Here is a 15,462-nt window from a genome sequence, read left to right on the forward strand (position 1 = left end):
CTGAACGCCGGGTGGTCGTTGCGCACCTGGGCAATGGCGCGTCGATGTGAGGGCTGCTCTACCGCCGCTCGGGTGTGCTGGGCCTGTTGGTCATCAGATCGGACATGTCGCGGACACTGGTGATCCCGACAAACGAGCAACTGGCCATCGCCCGCGCCGCGATGGAGCAAGGGGCTGGCTGACCCCGATCAGATCGGGACCAGATGATTGTCCCAGTGCAGGTCATGGGTGACATGGCTCTCGCCGCGCACTTCTCCGGTACCGGAGGTCAGCAGGAAGCCCGCGCCGCCGGCGGCCACGCCGCAGACGTCCTCCATGTCGATGCTCCGTTTGAGCGCACCGCTGCCAAGGTCAAAGACCTGCGCCAGCCCGCCACGAGGAGAGGTGATGGCAACCTCTCGGGCGTCGGCCAGCAGCGCCACGCTGCCCGCGTACCCCTGCATCCGGGCGGCCTGCTCGGGCGGGGCGGTGAACAGGCGCGGGGTGCCGCCCTGTCGCGTGACGCCGATCAGCGGCGGATCTTCGGACAGATCGCCCTGCCATTGCATCGCGAAGGCCACGGTGCCATCTGGCCCGACCGCCAGGTGTCGGATCGAGTTCTTGTGCAGCGAGCGCGCCAGCCGCTGTTGGTCCAGCAGCGCGCCCTCCGGCGACAGGAACGCAAGCGACGGCGCCATCAGCGGGATGTTCAGCTTGGTCCGGCCGGAATCGGGATGCGTCTCGATCCCGCCGTTGGCGATCACCAGCGTTTCGCCGTCCGGCATCAGGCGGATGTCATGCGGGCCGGTGCCGTGACTGTCGAACTCACCCAGCCGCTTGCCGTCCAGAGACCAGACCCCGACCACGCCGCGCGCGGCTGCATAGTCGTTTTCCGCCGTGTAGAGCCGCGTGCCATCGGGGGAAAAGACACCGTGACCATAGAAATGCCGCCCTTCGGGGGCGTCGAACCGGGTGATTTCACGGCCGGTCACGCAGTCCAGCACCACCGCAAAACGCCCCGGACGGCGGGCGAACCCCACGGCAATGGGCTGTGACGGATGGGCTGCGGCAGCATGGCCCCGGTCAGGCAGGGGGCAGGCAAAGGTGATCCGGCCTGCGGCGCTCAGCCCGCAAAGCTGATACCGCCCGTCGCGGGTCATCGCCGCTGACAGGAAGGCGGGCGATCCGGCCTCGGCCCATGTCGGGCGCGGGCAGGCCGTGGCAGCCAGAAGACCGGCCAGAAAGTGGCGCCGGCTGGCCAACTCAATCCCCGTCCATCGAGTTGAACCCGGCCGCGATGCCCAGGCGGGGGCCAAGATCCTGCGCGACGATTTCGCGTATCTCGGAGATGCGCTGTTGCAGCGCTTCGATGCGGATGCGGCCCATCGGATCGCTGACCCCGGCAAAGACCGGATCCTCCAGAATGTCGGCCCGGGTCAGGGCGCGGGCAAAGGCGGTGTCAAGCGCGGTGTCCCCTCCGGACAGCCGCGTGCCCAGGTCGCGCAGCGCCGCCAGCGACAGCATGACATGGCGCAGCGAGCGGCCAGAGCGGCGCGCCTCGGCGCGCATCGGGCGGGGGCGGTCATAGCTGCCCATCGGGCGCCCGATCCGCGTGTCCCCGGTGAATTCCAATCCCGTCGACAGGGCGGTGAACAACTGTTTCGCCGCTTCGTCCGCCGTGCGGTAGGTGTCGTTGCCGGGATGGCGCATCAGGTCGGCATATCCGGTTTCCCAATCCGCGAGGATCGCCGCCGAGGTCGCGGCGATGTCGGCGCTCATGACTTGCACCAGCGCACAGCGGTAGGCCTCGCTCCCCGCCGTGCTGAACTGGTCGTCGTAGAGCAGGAACTCCATCGCGTAGAACCCGCGTGCCGCGATCGAGACCTTCTGGAAACTGTCCAGGCTTTCGACCGCCGGGTCCTCGTCCCGGATCAACTGTCCCAGCGCCTTGGGCGTCGCGCCCCGGCTGTCCGGCCAGAAGGCCAGAGCAAAGGCCCGGTCGCCCTTTTCAGAAGGGCCGAACCGCAGGTGGCTGACCGCGATCCAGGCATCGAAACCCGCGCCATAGGCCTCTTGCAGCTTGGGGTCGCCTGCCGTGCAATGCTGTTCCGCCGTCGTGGCCAGCGCGGCCGTGCTCTCGGCCAGCGCCTGGTAGCCGGGCAGGACATGGGCGTCGACGATGGCGCCCACGTCGGGCGCCTGGGCCAGAGCCGGAGAGGCGGCAAACACGAGGGCGAAAAGGCTGTTGCGCATGTCAGAGGCTTTCCAGAAAGGCGATCAGGGCGTTGCGGTCGGGCGGCGGCATCCGGGTGACGGCGTCGCGGCTGGGCTGCGCCTCGCCCCCGTGCCAGAGGATCGCCTCCAGCAAAGAGCGCGCGCGGCCATCGTGCAGGAACGTGGTATGCCCCGAAACCTGCTGCGTCAAACCGATCCCCCAAAGCGGCGCGGTGCGCCACTCCCGGCCCGTGGCCCGTGCCTCTGGCCGCCCGTCCGCCAGACCGGGGCCCATGTCATGCAAGAGCATGTCGGTATAGGGCCAGATCAGCTGGAAACTGTGTTCCGGCCGGTCGGGCAGGCGATGGGTGACGAACTTCGGCCTGTGGCAATCGGCGCAGCCGCTGTCGTGAAAGACCTGCTTGCCGCGCAGCACCTGCGGGTCGTCCAGGTTGCGGCGCGCGGGAACGCCCAGGTTGCGGCTGTAGAAGGCGGTCAGTTCCAGCCCCTCGGCATCGACCTCGAAACCGCGCGCGTCACCGTCGCCATGCGGCGCGGCCCGACAGTCGGCCTGCAGGTCGGTGCACTCGCCCGCGCCCGCCGGGAACAGCGGGCTGGATATGCCGATGTCGCCGACAAAGGCCGCCGCCGTCTGTTCCAGGATCGTCGGGTTGCCCGCCTTGTGACCGAAACGGCCCAGCATCGGCATGTCGAACTCCACCGACCAGACGACATTCGCCCGGCCCGAAATACCGTCGCCATTTGCATCGTCGGGGTCGGCCCAGGCCAGGATATCCGCTGCCGGGACCGCCTCCAGCAGGCCAAGTCCGATCATCTGGGGGGCCACCCGGGGCGAAAGCATGGCCTCCGGGTGCAGCGGACCATAGCCAAGGTCGGCGGCGGTATAGGTCGGTTTGCGGAGGCTGGCGGTTTCGCCGCCCGACAGGGGAAAGGTGATTTCCTCGTAGTCGATTTGCAGGCGGTATTCGGGCGCATGGCCCGGCAGGCTGAAGTCCTGCAATTGCGTGCCATAGGTCGGCTCGGGCGCGCTGGCGATATAGTCCTCGATCTCGGGGATCATGTCCTTGGGCCCGCCGGGCACCGAGACCCGCAGAAACATGGAAATCGCCTTGTCGCTCGGCCCATCAGGCGGGTGGCCGCGCCCGTCCTTGATGTGGCAGCGCTGACAGGATCGGGCATTGAACAGCGGCCCCAAGCCGTCAGAGGCGAGGGTGGAGGAGGGCGACGACACCCAGATCTTGCGAAACAGCCCGTTGCCGACCTTGAAGGTCAGTTCACCCTCGAAATCGAGACTGGCGGAAGGCAGGGAAAAGGCATTTGCATCCGGCGTCACGCGCACGGTGGCGGCGCCGGCGGGCTTGTCCTCGAACCGTTCGGGCGTATCGAAACCCGCGGGCGGCGCCAGCACCTTGGCGATGCGCGCGGTTTCGGCCGGGGTGCGGGGGGTGATGTTCAGATGCGGTTCATCAAGAGGGCCCGCCACGGCGGCGGGCCCCATGAGGACGGCAATAAGGGCCAGTTTACTCGGCTTCATCCATCTTCGACGCGTTGAGGTGGGCATAGTTCTCGGCGCCGACACGATCGTGCAGGTCAAGCTGGGTTTCGAGAAAGTCGATATGACCCTCTTCATCGGCCAGCAGCTGGTCGAACAGCTCCTTGGTGACGTGGTCGCCGGCCTCGTGACAGTATTCGCGGGCCTCCTTGTAGAGCGCGCGCGCCTCCTGTTCGGCGGCAAGATCGCATTCCAGCGTTTCCTTGGGCGTCTGGCCGATGCGCAGCGGATCCAGCTTTTGCAGGTTGGGATGCCCTTCGAGAAAGACGATCCGTTCCATCAGCTTGTCCGCGTGGTTCATCTCTTCGATGCTTTCCTCGCGGCTTTTCTTGGCCATGTGGCCAAGGCCCCAGTCCTCTTGCAGCTTGTAGTGCAGCCAGTACTGGCTGATCGCCGTCAACTCGCTGCGCAATGCGCGGTTCAGGTAGTCGATGACTTTCGGGTCGCCTTGCATGGTCGGGTTTCCTGTGTTGCTCCGCCCCGGAGGTTACGGAGGTGCATGGGGACTTCCAAGTTCTGATTCTTGCGCATGGTGCCAAGGAACAGCGGCATGCATCCGCCGCAATCCGCGGCCTTGCCCAATGCGTGGTAGATCTTGCCTGGTGTGATGAGGGTCTCAGGGTCCGCCGCCCGCATCCAGTCGATGGCGGAATGAATGTCGTGATCGGTGATGTTCTGGCAATGACAGATGATCATGGCGGCGGATCCGGTTGGGTTTACTGGAAGACGGCGTCGGGGTCGTCGAGACTGTCCGAACCTTCGATGGCGGTGCCCTCGGCCCCCAGCAGGGCGACGATGCGTTCGATGCTGCGGGTCTGGTCGATCAGACCGTTGACGCCGCCCATGACCAGCGCCTCACCGGCTTCGGATCCGCGTTCCAGCATCATGTCATAGCTGAACCCGGCCTCGGCGGCGGACTTGATCCGGCCAAGCGCCTTCATGGTCTGCGCCAACTTGTCCTGCATTTCGGCGTCCAGCGCGGCATCGGCTTCGGCGACGAGGTCGGCCAGGGACGGGCCGCTGACCAGCGAGCCGTCGATGCGGACGTATTCGCCCAGATAGACGTTCTGGATGCCCAGCCCGTCGTAGTAATGGCTGTTGTGCGTGTTGTCCGAGAAACAGTCGTGCTCTTCCTCGGGATCGTTCAGCATCAGGCCCAGGCGCATCCGTTCGCCCGCCTGTTCCCCGTAGGAGAGCGAGCCCATGCCGGTCAGCATCGCCGTGATGCCAGCGGCCTCGTCCGCCATCAGGGTGCTGCGGGCCTCGCCGCCCTCGGCCCATTGGGCCGCCATCCATTCCAGGTCCGAAACGAGCAGGTCGGTCGCCGCCTTGAGGTAGTCGGCGCGGCGGTCGCAATTGTCATTCGAGCAGGCCTCGCCCTGGGCATAGTCGGTCCAGGGGCGGTTGCCGGCGCCATGCGCGTGACCGTTCAGGTCCTGCCCCCAGAGCAGGAACTCGATGGCGTGATAGCCGGTGGCCACGTTGGCCTCGACCCCGTCCGCCTCGTGCAGGGTGTCGGACAGCAGGGCGGGGGTGATCTCTGCCGCGTCCACGGTCTCGCCCGAGATGGTCAGCGAGGGGGAGGCGACGACGTTCAGCGCGGCCAGCGCGTTTTCATCGGTCGGGCCGCCATAGGTCATGTCGACATAGTCGATCAGGCCCTCGTCCAGAGGCCAGGCATTCACCTTGCCTTCCCAGTCGTCCACGATGGCATTGCCGAACCGGTAGACCTCGCTCTGCTGATAGGGGACACGGGCGGCCAGCCAGGCGGATTTCGCTGCTTGCAGGGTTTCCGCCGAAGGGGTCGCGATCAGCGCGTCGACGGCCGTCTGCAGGCGTTGGGCGGCAATCAGGCTGTCGCCATAGATCGCCTCGGCGATGTCGGCATAGTTGTCCAGAACCTCGGCCCTGGAAACCTCGGCGAGGGCGGAACCGGCGGCGAGGGTCAGCGCCAGCGCGCTGGTCGCAAGGGTCCGGGTGGTCTTGATCTTCACTGTCTTTGTCCTCTTGGCGTTTGCTAGTGGAGTGTCCGCGGAGTGTTCGGGCCCGCTTTGCGCGATGTCCCGGCGGGAGTTCGGCAGGTCATGCGGCGCAGCGCGAGGCCGAAATCCTCGGCCAGCCCGGCCAGAATCGGGGCCATGTCGGGCCGCACCAATGTCATCGCCAGCAACAGCGCATCCTCGCGCTGGCCTTCGCTGGCGTATCCGATGAAGGTGGCAAAGCAGGACTCGTCGGCGCCCAGGCATTTGCAGGTGACGTGGTGGCGCATCAGCGGGCGCCGGCAATGGCGCGCGCAAAGCGCACAGAGTTCCTCGAAGGCGCCCAGGGCCTGGCGGCCTTCGGCGGCTCCAAGGTGGCGGGCGAAATCATTCCAGACCTCGCTGCGGGAGGCATCGCCGTCGTTCCACAGCCGCAGGTACAGGACCGCCCCCGCCTCGACCGGGCCAAGTTCGGACAGGTAACCCACCGGCGCACCGCCTCTTTCGACCATGCCGCTCATTTCGTCAGGATCAGTTTGCCGGCGCGGGTGATGCGCAGGATGTAAAGCTGGTCGGCCAGGCGGATGCGGGCCAGATCACCGCCCTCGGTCAGGTCGCGGGCGTCATAGACGGGCAGGGGGTCGGCCTGCCCGCTGTCGGTCGCTGTGCTCAGGCCCATGTCCGTCCCTCCGATTTGCCTTCGATCCGGTCGAACAGGCGTTCGAGGGAAAACAGGGTGGAAAAGCCAAGTGTCACGGGCCGCCGGTCGCCCTCGCCGGGCGTTCGGGGATCTGCGGCAATGTCGCTGACGTTCAGCATCATGGGTCTCCGCGTGCCGGATTTCATCGTTGGCTTGGCCCGGATTCGAGGGGCTGGCTGGAATGATCCAAAGCTGACTATTTCTGTATGGTTTGTCAATCCGACAAATTTTGTCGGATAAGGGCGTGCGCGCAACCTGCCGGAATCCCCGCGGTTTCCGCAGCGGCAGCCCGTCGGCAGCGTTCAGAGCAAACGGTTGAGGAACCGGCGCGCGGGGCGTTCGACCAGATGATAGCTGAGGGCCGATCCGGCGATCACGATCACCCCCACCAGCGGCCATCCGGGTGCCGCAAACCCCAGCTTGGGTGCGTAGTCGTAGCAGGCTTTGATCACCAGGACGTGGATCATGTAGGTCGAGTAGGAGATCTCTCCGAGGTAGACCATGACCCGGCTGTTGGTGGGCAGCCAGGAGGCCTCGGAGAGGCGGGCGCCCGCAACGATCAGCAGGCAGAAGGGCACGAGCACCTCGTACCCCGGGTCGTGCTGTCCCGCCAGCAGGGGCAGCGCCAGCAGCCCCACCGTCCCGATCGCCAGTCCCAACCGCATCGACGCCAGGGGCGCGATCCGGCGCAACACCATCCCCAGGATGAACAGGGGCAGGATGCGAAGGGCGCCGAAATCCCAGGTCAGGTGCAAGAAGGCCGACTTGCCCAGGCCGAGCGCAAGGAGATGTGCGCCGACCGCAGTGACTGCCAGCGCGACCAGCAACGCCCATGTCGGGTGGCGCCGGACGGCCAGAACGCCAAAGAGAAGATAGGCGAAGATCTCGGCCGAGATCGTCCAGCTGGGTCCATTCAGCACCAGACCGTCGGTCAGCGCCCAGCTGTGCAGCATCAGCAGAGAGGCGATGACCCCGTCATGCCGGTTGTTCCCCAGCACGGCCAGGGCCAGGAAGATCAGCAGCATCACCAGGTGCAGCGGGTAGATGCGCGCAAAGCGTTTCCAAAGGAACCGCCGCAACGAGAACCGTCCCGAGGCGATCTGCCCTTCGTAGACATGGGCGATGATGAAACCCGACAGGATAAAGAAGAAATCCACCCCCCGCGCGCCGTTCTCGACGATGTCCCAGCCAAGCCCCGTGCCCGGTTCGATCCGCACGCGGACATGAAAAAGGAAAACCCAGAAGGCGGCGAAAAAGCGAAAGGCGGTCAGGGTGCGCAGGTCGGCGGCCAGCGCCCCGGCGGGGCTGGTTGCACCCGGAAAGGTGCCTTGGGGAAGGCTGGCCTGTCCTGTCATCCGATGGTCTTTGCGCAAGTCCTTGTCGGGGAATGCCGGTGGAAAGTGGCAGCGTCTGGGCCGAAAGGGGCCGCCTTGGTGAAATCCCCCGGGCTCATGCCGCGGGCAGCCAGACCCGGAACAGGGCTCCGCCCTCGGGGGCGTTCGCCGCGGTGATGAGCCCGCTGGCCCGTTGCACCAGCGTCTGGGAAATCGACAGGCCCAGCCCGGTGCCTTCGCCCTGCTTGGTGGTGAAGAACGGATCAAAGACCGCCTCCTGCGCGCCCTCGGAGAGGCCCGGCCCGCTATCCTGCACGCTCAGGCAGGCGCCGGGCCGTCCGTCCCGCTCTTCGGCGTTCAGGGTCAGGGTCAGCCTGCCGTCGTGGCCCATCGCCTGCGCGGCGTTCATGACGAGGTTGATGATGACCTGCTGCATCTCGCCGGGATCGACTTTCACTTCTGGCGCGTCGCCCAGCTGCGTCTCGACCCGGATGGCGCTCTTCGACAGGACGTGTTCGACCAGCAGCAGGCAATCCTCGACCAAGGGGCCAAGCATGACCGCATCCTCGTAGGCGTGGAACTCTCCGGGACGCGCAAATTGCAGCAGCTTGCCCACCATCGCGTCGATGCGCGCCACCTGCCGGTCGACAAGGTCCAGTTCCGTCTTGACCGGGTCGGCCTTGTCGCCCAGCGTCTCGCGGATCACGTCGACATTGCCCTGGATCACCGCCACCGGGTTGTTGATCTCATGCGCGACACCTGCAGTGATCTCGCCGATCGAGGCAAGTTTCTCGTTCATGACCAGCTGGCGATAGGTTTCCTCCAGCTTGGCGTTGGCCTCGCGCAACTCGGCGGTGCGCTCTTCGACACGCTGGTTCAGCTCGTCCGCCCAGGCGCGCAGGCGGGCGTCGCGTTCCTGCACCTGGCCCAGAAGATCGTCGAGATGCGCGGCCACCTGGCCAATCTCGTCGCGCGCGCCGACATCGCCGTAGCGGGCGGAAAGGTCACCGCGGCCCACCCGCTGCATCGTGCGGGTGATCCGTTCCAGCGGCGCGAAGATGCCGCGCGCCAGGGTCAGGAACAGTGGCACGGACAGGACCAGCACACCTACGAAGGCCGCCAGCATCCACAGGATCGCGTCGCGTTTTTCCGCCGTGAAGGGGGCCTCGAGAAAGCCGACGTAAAGCATCCCCACGCGCTCGCCGAAACTGTCGGTCAGCGGCAGGTAGCCGGAAATATACCAGTCGTTGACCACGAAGGCGCGGTCCAGCCAGGTCTTGCCCTCGCCAAGAACCTGTTGGCGCACCACCGCCGAAACCCGCGTTCCCAGCGCGCGCACGTCCTCGAACAGCCGCACGTTGGTCGAGACCCGCACATCGTCCAGGAAAAGCGTCGCCGTGCCCTGGCGTTCGCCGCCGGTGACCGCGTTCAGGTAGACCAGCGCGTTGATCGTGTCGATGAACTGCAGGTTGCGGTTCAAGAGGATGCCCCCCACCAGCACGCCGTGGTGGCTGTCCAGCAGGACAGGCGCCGCGGAATGCACCACCATGCCGCGATCCTCGACCTCGCGTTCCGTGGGCACGGCGGCCTCTGTCTCGATCAGCGGGATGCGGGCGCGCGCGTCCAGCTGACCGGGCAGGGCGGCGAGGTCGGCCCCCGAAAGAATGTCGATCTCGGTCGAGGGGCGGCCATTCAGCCCCGCCACGATCACCGGCCAGCGCGAGGCATCGCCCAGCGTCGCCTCTTCCGGCAGGTAGTAGAGAAAATCCAGCTCCAGCGCCTCGCGCTTTTCGGCCAGGTAGCTGTCCAGCGCGGGGCCGCTGACCGCCAGCACGCGCCCGAACTCGGCGCTCTCGGCGACGCCGGTCAGTTCGTCGCCGGTCGTTTCCATGATGCGGGCAAGGTATTGCTCGGCGATGCGCAGGTCGGATTCGACATTGGCGATCAGCAGTTCGTCATAGTCGCTGGTCCAGCGCGTCATGCCCAGCACCAGCAACAGCGGCATCAGCACCGTCAGCGGTGCCAGCGCGAGCACCAAGAGGCGCAGGCGCACCGACAGCGCGGGCACGCGCCCGCGCCTTGGCCGTTCACTCGTCGAGCGATCCATGAATCGCGAATTGTTCCAGCCCGGCGGCCTGTGCCTCGATCACGCGATAGGCCTCGCGCACGCCGGAGTCGGTCAGTTCCCGCGCCACGGTCAGCAGGGTGTTGGCCGGGTGGTCCTCGCAGAGTTCGGCCATGTGGGCGATCTCGTCCTGTGCGACGGGACGCGCGGCCTCGATGGAGGGCGCGCCGTAATAGGTCACGAAATGCTGGGCCAGCAGATCGGTCAGTGCATTGATCTCTGCCGGCTCTGCCTCGGTCACGGCGACGAATGTCACCCGCCCGCCGGTTTCCAGCCCGAACCAGCCGTTGGCAAAGGCCTGCCGGGCCTTGCCGGCCAGGTCGCCTTCGGTCCAGTTTGAGAACTCGAACCCGCCGGAGATGCACCATTCGCCGGTGCGCGCCGGGCTGGCAAAGACGTGTTGGTCGCTTTCGTCGAAATGGATGGCGCGGGCCAGTTTCATGGGGCCTCCTCCAGAAGGGTCGTCAAGGGGATGAGGTGGGTGGTCTCGCTGTCGCGCAGGAGCATCCCGAAGTCCTCGTCCACGCCGAGAAAGGTGCCGGGCCAGCCGTCCTGCACCACGGTTTCACCCAGACCATGCGCCAGGCCGCGCCATTCCGCGTGCAGCGCCTTGGTGCCTTCGTCTTCCCAGCGGGCAATCCAGTTCAGCGTGTGCCGCGCCCAGGCTTCGACCAGCCGATCTGGCGCGACCTCGGCGCAGCCTTCCTCGAACAGGGCGGTCTGGTCGGGCACTTCGCCGGGCACGGCGGCCAGGGTCAGCGGCAGTTCGAACCCGACCACCAGCCAGTCGGGGATTTCTTCCGGGTCCTGGGTCGAGGCGCAGGCGCGGAAGGCCCCGCAGGCGGCGCCGTTGATCAGGATACCGCCCGCCCAGGCCAGGTGCACCGCCACCTCTGGCGGGGCCAGCGCGCCAAGCGCGTTCTGCAGGCCCACGCCGCAGAGCGGCAGCATCACCATCGCCTGTTTCAGCGGCACCTCTGGCGTCATGACCAGCGCGGCGCCCATGCGGTCGGCGGCGATGCGATGGCACACGAGGCCGGCGTCGCAGCCCCGGATTGCCCGCATGACCGCGCCGTCAAAGGGATCGCCGCCGACCTCCTCGCCGCTCATGGCGGGGGGAAAGGTCAGCGGCTCGGTGGTCCCGCTCATGCGACGCCCTCGGCCACCAGCGCGCTGGCGACGGCGTGAAAGGCCTGCGCCTGGGCGCCGTCGGGCTTCGAGGTCACGATCGGCGCGCCACCGTCCGAGGCCAGCCGGATCTGCAGGTCCAGCGGCACCTCGGCCAGCAGGGGCACGCCCAGTTTGGCCGCTTCTGCGGCCACGCCGCCGTGACCAAAGACATGCTCCTCATGTCCGCAATTGGAACAGATATGCGTGCTCATGTTCTCGATCATACCAAGGATCGGGACATTTAGCTGCCGGAACATGTCGATGCCCTTGCGCGCGTCCAGCAGTGCCACGTCCTGCGGCGTGCTGACGATGATCGCCCCATCGACCTGTGCCTTCTGGCTGAGCGTCATCTGCACGTCGCCGGTGCCCGGCGGCAGATCGACCAGCAACACATCCAGCGCCCCCCATTGCACCTGCATCATCATCTGTTGCAGCGCCCCCATCAGCATCGGCCCGCGCCAGACCACGGCCTGGTCCTCGTTGGTCATCAGGCCGATCGACATCATGGTGACGCCGTGGTTGCGCAGGGGGAGGATGGTCTTGCCATCGGGCGAGGCGGGGCGGCCGGACACGCCCAGCATCCGGGGCTGCGAGGGGCCGTAGACATCCGCGTCCAGCAGGCCCACGCGCCGCCCCTGCGCGGCCAGCGCACAGGCAAGGTTGGCCGAGACCGTGGACTTGCCCACGCCGCCCTTGCCGCTGGCAATGGCGATGATGTGCTCGACCCCGGGGATCTTCTGCGGGCCCTGCGGCTCGGCCTTTTTCTTCATGCCAAGGTCCGGCGGCGCCTTCTCCGAATGGCCGGTCAGCACGATGGCGACCTTTTCGACCCCGTCCAGCGCGCCCAGCCGGGCCTCTGCCTCGGCCTTGACCTTGCCGTAGGCCTCGGCGTGCTGCGGCGCGATTTCCATGACGAAGCGGACGTTGCCGCCCTCGACATTCAGCGCCCGCATCACGCCGCTGGCCACGATGTCGCCGCCCGCGACCGGATCCGCGACGGTCTTCAGCACGTCCAGGACGGCGTCGCGTCCAAGTGTTACCTGGGTCATTCCTGGCCCTTGATCTCGCCGGTGACCTCATGGGTCAGGCCCAGTTCAGGGATCGTCACGACAGCCTTGACGGCATAGCTCTTGCCGGCGGTATCGGTGTTGCGCATCGCCTCTTCGATGGCCTGCTGCGAGGTCACGCCGACCTGCTTCAGAAACTTGCGCATCGACATGTTGAAGTCTTCGCTCATGGTCTGGTCCCTTTCATTTGACGCATGGCAGGGCAGGGGCCTAGCATGACCCGATGACCCTGCGTCTTTCACTCATTTCCAGCGCACTGGCGCTTGGCCTGTCGCTCGTTCCCCTCGCGCTGGTCGCCCAGGACGATCCGCGCCCTGTCCGCCTGCATGCGCCGGCGGCGCTTGTCGACAGCGGTCTTGTCCAACATATCCTCCCACGCTTCACGCTCAAGACGCGGGTGCGGGTGGAACTGGTCGAGGACCCGGAAAAGGCCGACATCGCGCTGGGTGCGACCGGGGCGCCGCTGTTCGCGGGGCCGGAACGGGTCTGGCACCTGCAGGTGACATCGGCGGATCACGCCGGCACCGGCCGCTTCGCCGACTGGCTGACCTCGGAGGTGGGCCTCAACACGGTGGCAAGCTTTGCGCCGGACGGTACCACGCTGTTCGGCCCGCCGCCGGACGCGACCGAAGAGGTCGAGACCGTGGTGATCGACGGCGACGCGAAACTGGGACACAAGGTCAGCCGCGCCAAATGTGTCCGCTGCCATGTCATCGACGAGGCGACGCGCGGCTTCGGCATCGGCTCGACCCCCAGCTTCATGGTGCTGCGGGCGCTGCCGGACTGGGAGGATCGGTTCTACTCCTTCTATGTCCTGAACCCGCACCCGGCTTTCACCGTGATCGAAGGCCTGACTCTGCCCTTTCCGGACAACCGGCCCTCGCCCATCGCGCCGGTCCGCATGACGCTGGACGAGGTCGAGGCCATCGTCGCCTATGTCGCGGCGATGGAGGCCGCGGATCTGGGCGCGCCGCTGGAATTCCAGTAGCGCCCGAGGCAGGGTGGTTTCCGTCACGATCAATGATCCCGACGCTTGGACAGGTAGTCCTCGGTCGTGCGGACCCGGGGCCGCTCGCCCATGGCAAAGGGATTGTCCGTCGCCCCCATCTGCGCCTTGACCCGGCAATCGTCGCACATCTGGATCATCCGGAGCTTGTCCGGGTCGTGGAACATGGCGTGCCCCGAGAGTTTCTCGGTGATCCGGTCGATGGCGGATTTCGAGCCGAAAAGCGTGCCGCATTCGACGCAGGCAAAGGGCTCTTCCTCGTTCAGGACCTCCTGCCGCAAGGCCGTTTCGGTCAGGTCCAGACGTGGCTCCAGCGTGATGGCGTCCTCCGGGCAGATCGTGGCGCAGATCCCGCATTGCAGGCAAGCATCCTCCTGGAACCGGAGTTGCGGCATGTCGGGGTTGTCCCCCAGCGCGCCGGAAGGGCAGAGCGAGACGCAGGACAGGCAGAGCGTGCAGGCATCCGTATCCACCAGCACCGCGCCATAGGGGGCGCCCTTGGGCAGGGGCAGTTGCGCCTGGTCCCCATGAAGCGCGCGGGCGGCCTGCCGCGTCACCTGCCGCCGGGTGCCAAGGGGGCGCACCGGCTCTGCCACCGGGGCGGGGGCGGCTTCGTCATAGAGCGCGTCACTCATCGCGTCGGGGTCGGACGTATCCAGAAGGCGGGCCCGGTCTTCGCCCGCAATTGCTCCGGCCAGCGCCAGCTGCGCCTCCAGCGCATCGCGATCCGCGCCCGGCCCCGGCAGCAAGGTGACGGAGGCAAAGCCCGCCGCCAGTGCGGCCACCGCCTCGGCATGGCCGAAGGCGCCGACCACTGGCAGTTCCATCGGGATCACGTCGCGCGGCAGCCCGCGCCCGTGGCGGGCCGACAGGCGGATCATCTCGGCGCCTTGGGCGTCATGGACCAGAAGGCGCGGTGCGCTGCCGCCCGCATCCAGGTAGGCCTTGGCCAGTGTCTGCACCCGGCGAAAGGTCAGGTCGACAGGCGGCGCGTCATAGCTGATCGCTCCCGAGGGGCAGACCGCCGAACAGGCGCCGCACCCGGCGCAGATCATCGGGTCGACCGTCACATGATCCCCCTCGGGCATGATCGCGCCTGTTGGGCAAAGGTCGAGACAGCGGGTGCAGCCGGTCTGCCCGGCCCGCGAATGGGCACAGAGCAGCGACTCCGTCCGGACGTAAAGCGGCTTTTCAAAGGTGCCGACAAGGTGCGAGGCGGCCATGACCGCCGCCGCGACCGAAGGCGCATGCGCCGGATCTGCCCGCAGGTAGCCCTCGCGCTTTTCATGTGCGGGGAACAGCGGACTGTCGCCGCGCAGGTCCAGGATCACGTCGCAGTCCGAGGCGCCGCCGTCGCGCGGCTCTGTCAGGGCAAAGGCGCCGCGTCCGCCCGGCTCGACCTGGCGCAGGGCGTCGATCACCACGCGGAACTGCCCCAGCGCGCCCTGTGCCTGCCGCAGGCGGCCGGTGACCACGTCATAGGCGCGGCTGTCGGGCACCTCCGATCCCTCGGGCAAGAGCACCGTCACACCCAGGTGCGGCGCCAGCTGTTCGGCGGCGGGCAGGGCGATATCGGGGTCGCCGAGGATCAGGCACAGCCCCTCGGAAATCACGTCCAGCGTCTTTTCCGGCGCGGCCGGCAACAGGGCCTCGGCGATCAGGGCGGACATTTTGGGTACTGCAGAGGCGGAATCCGCGCTCCACCCGGCCCGGTCCCGCAGATCCAGCACCGGCGGGGCGGGCAGGGCCAGTTCCTCGGCCAGGGCCTCGAAAACCCGCGACTCCTGGGTGCAGCAAAAAATCGTGTCACCCCCCTGAAGGGCGGTGGCGGCCCGGTCGATCTGGCTGGTGCAGAGGGCCGAACAGGGGGGGCGCACCTCCAGCCCGGTGGTGCGTGACAGGGCCTGTGAATCGATCTGCTGCGTTCCCAGACAGTCACATGTTATCAATGACTTGACCATTGTCTTGCTCTCCCCTCAAAGCACGCTTGACGGTGCCGGTTTCGCGCTTTGCCGGTGGAGCCTAGCCATGATTCGCAGCCCTCCACAACCGTTTATCCCGGTCAGCCAAAGCACCGGAACGGGCGCAACCGGGATGCTGCGCCGCGGCTGATTCGGGCATTCACAAACTGCCTCTTTTCCGAGCAAAAATGTCAGGTTGGACAAAACGTCCGTGGCCCGGTGGCGGCCCTCACGCGGCTGCCCAAAATGACCGTTTCGGGCGCGGAATACCGCGGTACGCCGTTTTTCGCTTTCGTTCGGCAAGGTTGCCGGATCAAACTCCTGTCAAGGGGGAAGCACCGTGATCCACAATCC

General features: G+C 67.0%; 17 protein-coding genes. 1 reads left to right on the forward strand and 16 read right to left on the reverse strand.

Annotation, left to right across the window (positions count from 1 at the left end):
- Nucleotides 1-188: 188 nt before the first annotated feature.
- The 15 genes from ACQY5B_RS07815 to ACQY5B_RS07885 all read right to left on the reverse strand — a co-directional run bounded on the left by ACQY5B_RS07815 (nucleotide 189) and on the right by ACQY5B_RS07885 (nucleotide 12,311).
- Nucleotides 189-1,241 carry a DUF1513 domain-containing protein gene (locus ACQY5B_RS07815; RefSeq protein ID WP_420325700.1) on the reverse strand — a complete coding sequence of 351 codons (1,053 nt, stop codon included), beginning with the start codon at nucleotides 1,239-1,241 and terminating at the stop codon, nucleotides 189-191.
- Nucleotide 1,242: 1 nt separating this feature from the next.
- The gene (locus ACQY5B_RS07820) at nucleotides 1,243-2,232 is read right to left on the reverse strand and encodes an imelysin family protein (protein WP_420325699.1); all 990 of its coding nucleotides are present in this window, start codon (nucleotides 2,230-2,232) and stop codon (nucleotides 1,243-1,245) included.
- Nucleotide 2,233: 1 nt separating this feature from the next.
- On the reverse strand, nucleotides 2,234-3,712 hold the full coding sequence (locus ACQY5B_RS07825) for a di-heme oxidoreductase family protein (RefSeq protein WP_420328686.1): 1,479 nt from the start codon (nucleotides 3,710-3,712) through the stop codon (nucleotides 2,234-2,236).
- Nucleotides 3,713-3,734: 22 nt separating this feature from the next.
- Nucleotides 3,735-4,220 (reverse strand): bacterioferritin, encoded by a 486-nt coding sequence (gene bfr / locus ACQY5B_RS07830; RefSeq protein WP_043143194.1) that lies wholly within the window; start codon nucleotides 4,218-4,220, stop codon nucleotides 3,735-3,737.
- Nucleotides 4,187-4,462, reverse strand: a complete 276-nt coding sequence (locus tag ACQY5B_RS07835) for a (2Fe-2S)-binding protein (protein WP_371931798.1) — start codon at nucleotides 4,460-4,462, stop codon at nucleotides 4,187-4,189. The genes bfr and ACQY5B_RS07835 overlap by 34 nt, the downstream gene beginning before the upstream one ends.
- A gap of 20 nt (nucleotides 4,463-4,482) precedes the next feature.
- The gene (locus ACQY5B_RS07840) at nucleotides 4,483-5,754 is read right to left on the reverse strand and encodes an imelysin family protein (protein WP_420328682.1); all 1,272 of its coding nucleotides are present in this window, start codon (nucleotides 5,752-5,754) and stop codon (nucleotides 4,483-4,485) included.
- A 29-nt stretch (nucleotides 5,755-5,783) separates the two neighbouring features.
- Entirely contained in the window at nucleotides 5,784-6,266 is a 483-nt protein-coding gene (locus ACQY5B_RS07845; protein ID WP_305971091.1) for a hypothetical protein, read from the reverse strand.
- Nucleotides 6,263-6,424 carry a hemin uptake protein HemP gene (gene hemP, locus ACQY5B_RS07850; RefSeq protein WP_305971092.1) on the reverse strand — a complete coding sequence of 54 codons (162 nt, stop codon included), beginning with the start codon at nucleotides 6,422-6,424 and terminating at the stop codon, nucleotides 6,263-6,265. Before hemP ends, ACQY5B_RS07845 begins: the two co-directional genes overlap by 4 nt.
- Nucleotides 6,415-6,564 carry a hypothetical protein gene (locus ACQY5B_RS07855; protein WP_420325698.1) on the reverse strand — a complete coding sequence of 50 codons (150 nt, stop codon included), beginning with the start codon at nucleotides 6,562-6,564 and terminating at the stop codon, nucleotides 6,415-6,417. The genes hemP and ACQY5B_RS07855 overlap by 10 nt, the downstream gene beginning before the upstream one ends.
- Before the next feature lie 183 nt (nucleotides 6,565-6,747).
- On the reverse strand, nucleotides 6,748-7,800 hold the full coding sequence (locus tag ACQY5B_RS07860) for an acyltransferase family protein (RefSeq protein ID WP_420325697.1): 1,053 nt from the start codon (nucleotides 7,798-7,800) through the stop codon (nucleotides 6,748-6,750).
- 94 nt (nucleotides 7,801-7,894) lie between these two features.
- Complete coding sequence (locus tag ACQY5B_RS07865; RefSeq protein ID WP_420325696.1) at nucleotides 7,895-9,886, reverse strand: sensor histidine kinase; 1,992 nt, start codon at nucleotides 9,884-9,886, stop codon at nucleotides 7,895-7,897.
- Nucleotides 9,867-10,346 carry a DUF6505 family protein gene (locus tag ACQY5B_RS07870; protein WP_420325695.1) on the reverse strand — a complete coding sequence of 160 codons (480 nt, stop codon included), beginning with the start codon at nucleotides 10,344-10,346 and terminating at the stop codon, nucleotides 9,867-9,869. The genes ACQY5B_RS07865 and ACQY5B_RS07870 overlap by 20 nt, the downstream gene beginning before the upstream one ends.
- Nucleotides 10,343-11,053: a biotin/lipoate--protein ligase family protein gene (locus ACQY5B_RS07875; protein WP_420325694.1), complete on the reverse strand. Its 711-nt coding sequence runs from the start codon at nucleotides 11,051-11,053 to the stop codon at nucleotides 10,343-10,345. Before ACQY5B_RS07875 ends, ACQY5B_RS07870 begins: the two co-directional genes overlap by 4 nt.
- Nucleotides 11,050-12,123, reverse strand: coding sequence for an Mrp/NBP35 family ATP-binding protein (locus tag ACQY5B_RS07880; RefSeq protein WP_420325693.1), 1,074 nt, complete (start codon nucleotides 12,121-12,123; stop codon nucleotides 11,050-11,052). Before ACQY5B_RS07880 ends, ACQY5B_RS07875 begins: the two co-directional genes overlap by 4 nt.
- Nucleotides 12,120-12,311 (reverse strand): DUF6494 family protein, encoded by a 192-nt coding sequence (locus ACQY5B_RS07885; protein WP_305971099.1) that lies wholly within the window; start codon nucleotides 12,309-12,311, stop codon nucleotides 12,120-12,122. Before ACQY5B_RS07885 ends, ACQY5B_RS07880 begins: the two co-directional genes overlap by 4 nt.
- Nucleotides 12,312-12,364: 53 nt before the next feature.
- Between ACQY5B_RS07885 and ACQY5B_RS07890 the strand changes: the two genes are divergently transcribed.
- Nucleotides 12,365-13,129, forward strand: a complete 765-nt coding sequence (locus ACQY5B_RS07890; protein ID WP_420325692.1) for a hypothetical protein — start codon at nucleotides 12,365-12,367, stop codon at nucleotides 13,127-13,129.
- Between the two features lie 29 nt (nucleotides 13,130-13,158).
- On the opposite strand, the gene ACQY5B_RS07895 is transcribed toward ACQY5B_RS07890, so the two are convergent.
- On the reverse strand, nucleotides 13,159-15,108 hold the full coding sequence (locus ACQY5B_RS07895; RefSeq protein WP_420325691.1) for a 4Fe-4S binding protein: 1,950 nt from the start codon (nucleotides 15,106-15,108) through the stop codon (nucleotides 13,159-13,161).
- Between the last annotated feature and the right edge of the window lie 354 nt (nucleotides 15,109-15,462).

This window comes from Antarctobacter sp., from assembly GCF_965277915.1.
Taxonomy (GTDB): Bacteria; Pseudomonadota; Alphaproteobacteria; order Rhodobacterales; family Rhodobacteraceae; genus Antarctobacter.

Excerpts from the sequence above, each read along its gene's own strand:
- ACQY5B_RS07870 (WP_420325695.1), bottom strand. The coding sequence starts at position 10,346 with ATGAAACTGGCCCGCGCCATCCATTTCGACGAAAGCGACCAACACGTC.
- ACQY5B_RS07890 (WP_420325692.1), top strand. The coding sequence starts at position 12,365 with ATGACCCTGCGTCTTTCACTCATTTCCAGCGCACTGGCGCTTGGCCTG.
- ACQY5B_RS07855 (WP_420325698.1), bottom strand. The coding sequence starts at position 6,564 with ATGCTGAACGTCAGCGACATTGCCGCAGATCCCCGAACGCCCGGCGAG.
- ACQY5B_RS07875 (WP_420325694.1), bottom strand. The coding sequence starts at position 11,053 with ATGAGCGGGACCACCGAGCCGCTGACCTTTCCCCCCGCCATGAGCGGC.
- ACQY5B_RS07835 (WP_371931798.1), bottom strand. The coding sequence starts at position 4,462 with ATGATCATCTGTCATTGCCAGAACATCACCGATCACGACATTCATTCC.
- ACQY5B_RS07845 (WP_305971091.1), bottom strand. The coding sequence starts at position 6,266 with ATGAGCGGCATGGTCGAAAGAGGCGGTGCGCCGGTGGGTTACCTGTCC.
- ACQY5B_RS07820 (WP_420325699.1), bottom strand. The coding sequence starts at position 2,232 with ATGCGCAACAGCCTTTTCGCCCTCGTGTTTGCCGCCTCTCCGGCTCTG.
- ACQY5B_RS07860 (WP_420325697.1), bottom strand. The coding sequence starts at position 7,800 with ATGACAGGACAGGCCAGCCTTCCCCAAGGCACCTTTCCGGGTGCAACC.
- bfr (WP_043143194.1), bottom strand. The coding sequence starts at position 4,220 with ATGCAAGGCGACCCGAAAGTCATCGACTACCTGAACCGCGCATTGCGC.
- ACQY5B_RS07895 (WP_420325691.1), bottom strand. The coding sequence starts at position 15,108 with ATGGTCAAGTCATTGATAACATGTGACTGTCTGGGAACGCAGCAGATC.
- ACQY5B_RS07885 (WP_305971099.1), bottom strand. The coding sequence starts at position 12,311 with ATGAGCGAAGACTTCAACATGTCGATGCGCAAGTTTCTGAAGCAGGTC.
- ACQY5B_RS07825 (WP_420328686.1), bottom strand. The coding sequence starts at position 3,712 with ATGGGGCCCGCCGCCGTGGCGGGCCCTCTTGATGAACCGCATCTGAAC.
- hemP (WP_305971092.1), bottom strand. The coding sequence starts at position 6,424 with ATGGGCCTGAGCACAGCGACCGACAGCGGGCAGGCCGACCCCCTGCCC.
- ACQY5B_RS07880 (WP_420325693.1), bottom strand. The coding sequence starts at position 12,123 with ATGACCCAGGTAACACTTGGACGCGACGCCGTCCTGGACGTGCTGAAG.
- ACQY5B_RS07865 (WP_420325696.1), bottom strand. The coding sequence starts at position 9,886 with ATGGATCGCTCGACGAGTGAACGGCCAAGGCGCGGGCGCGTGCCCGCG.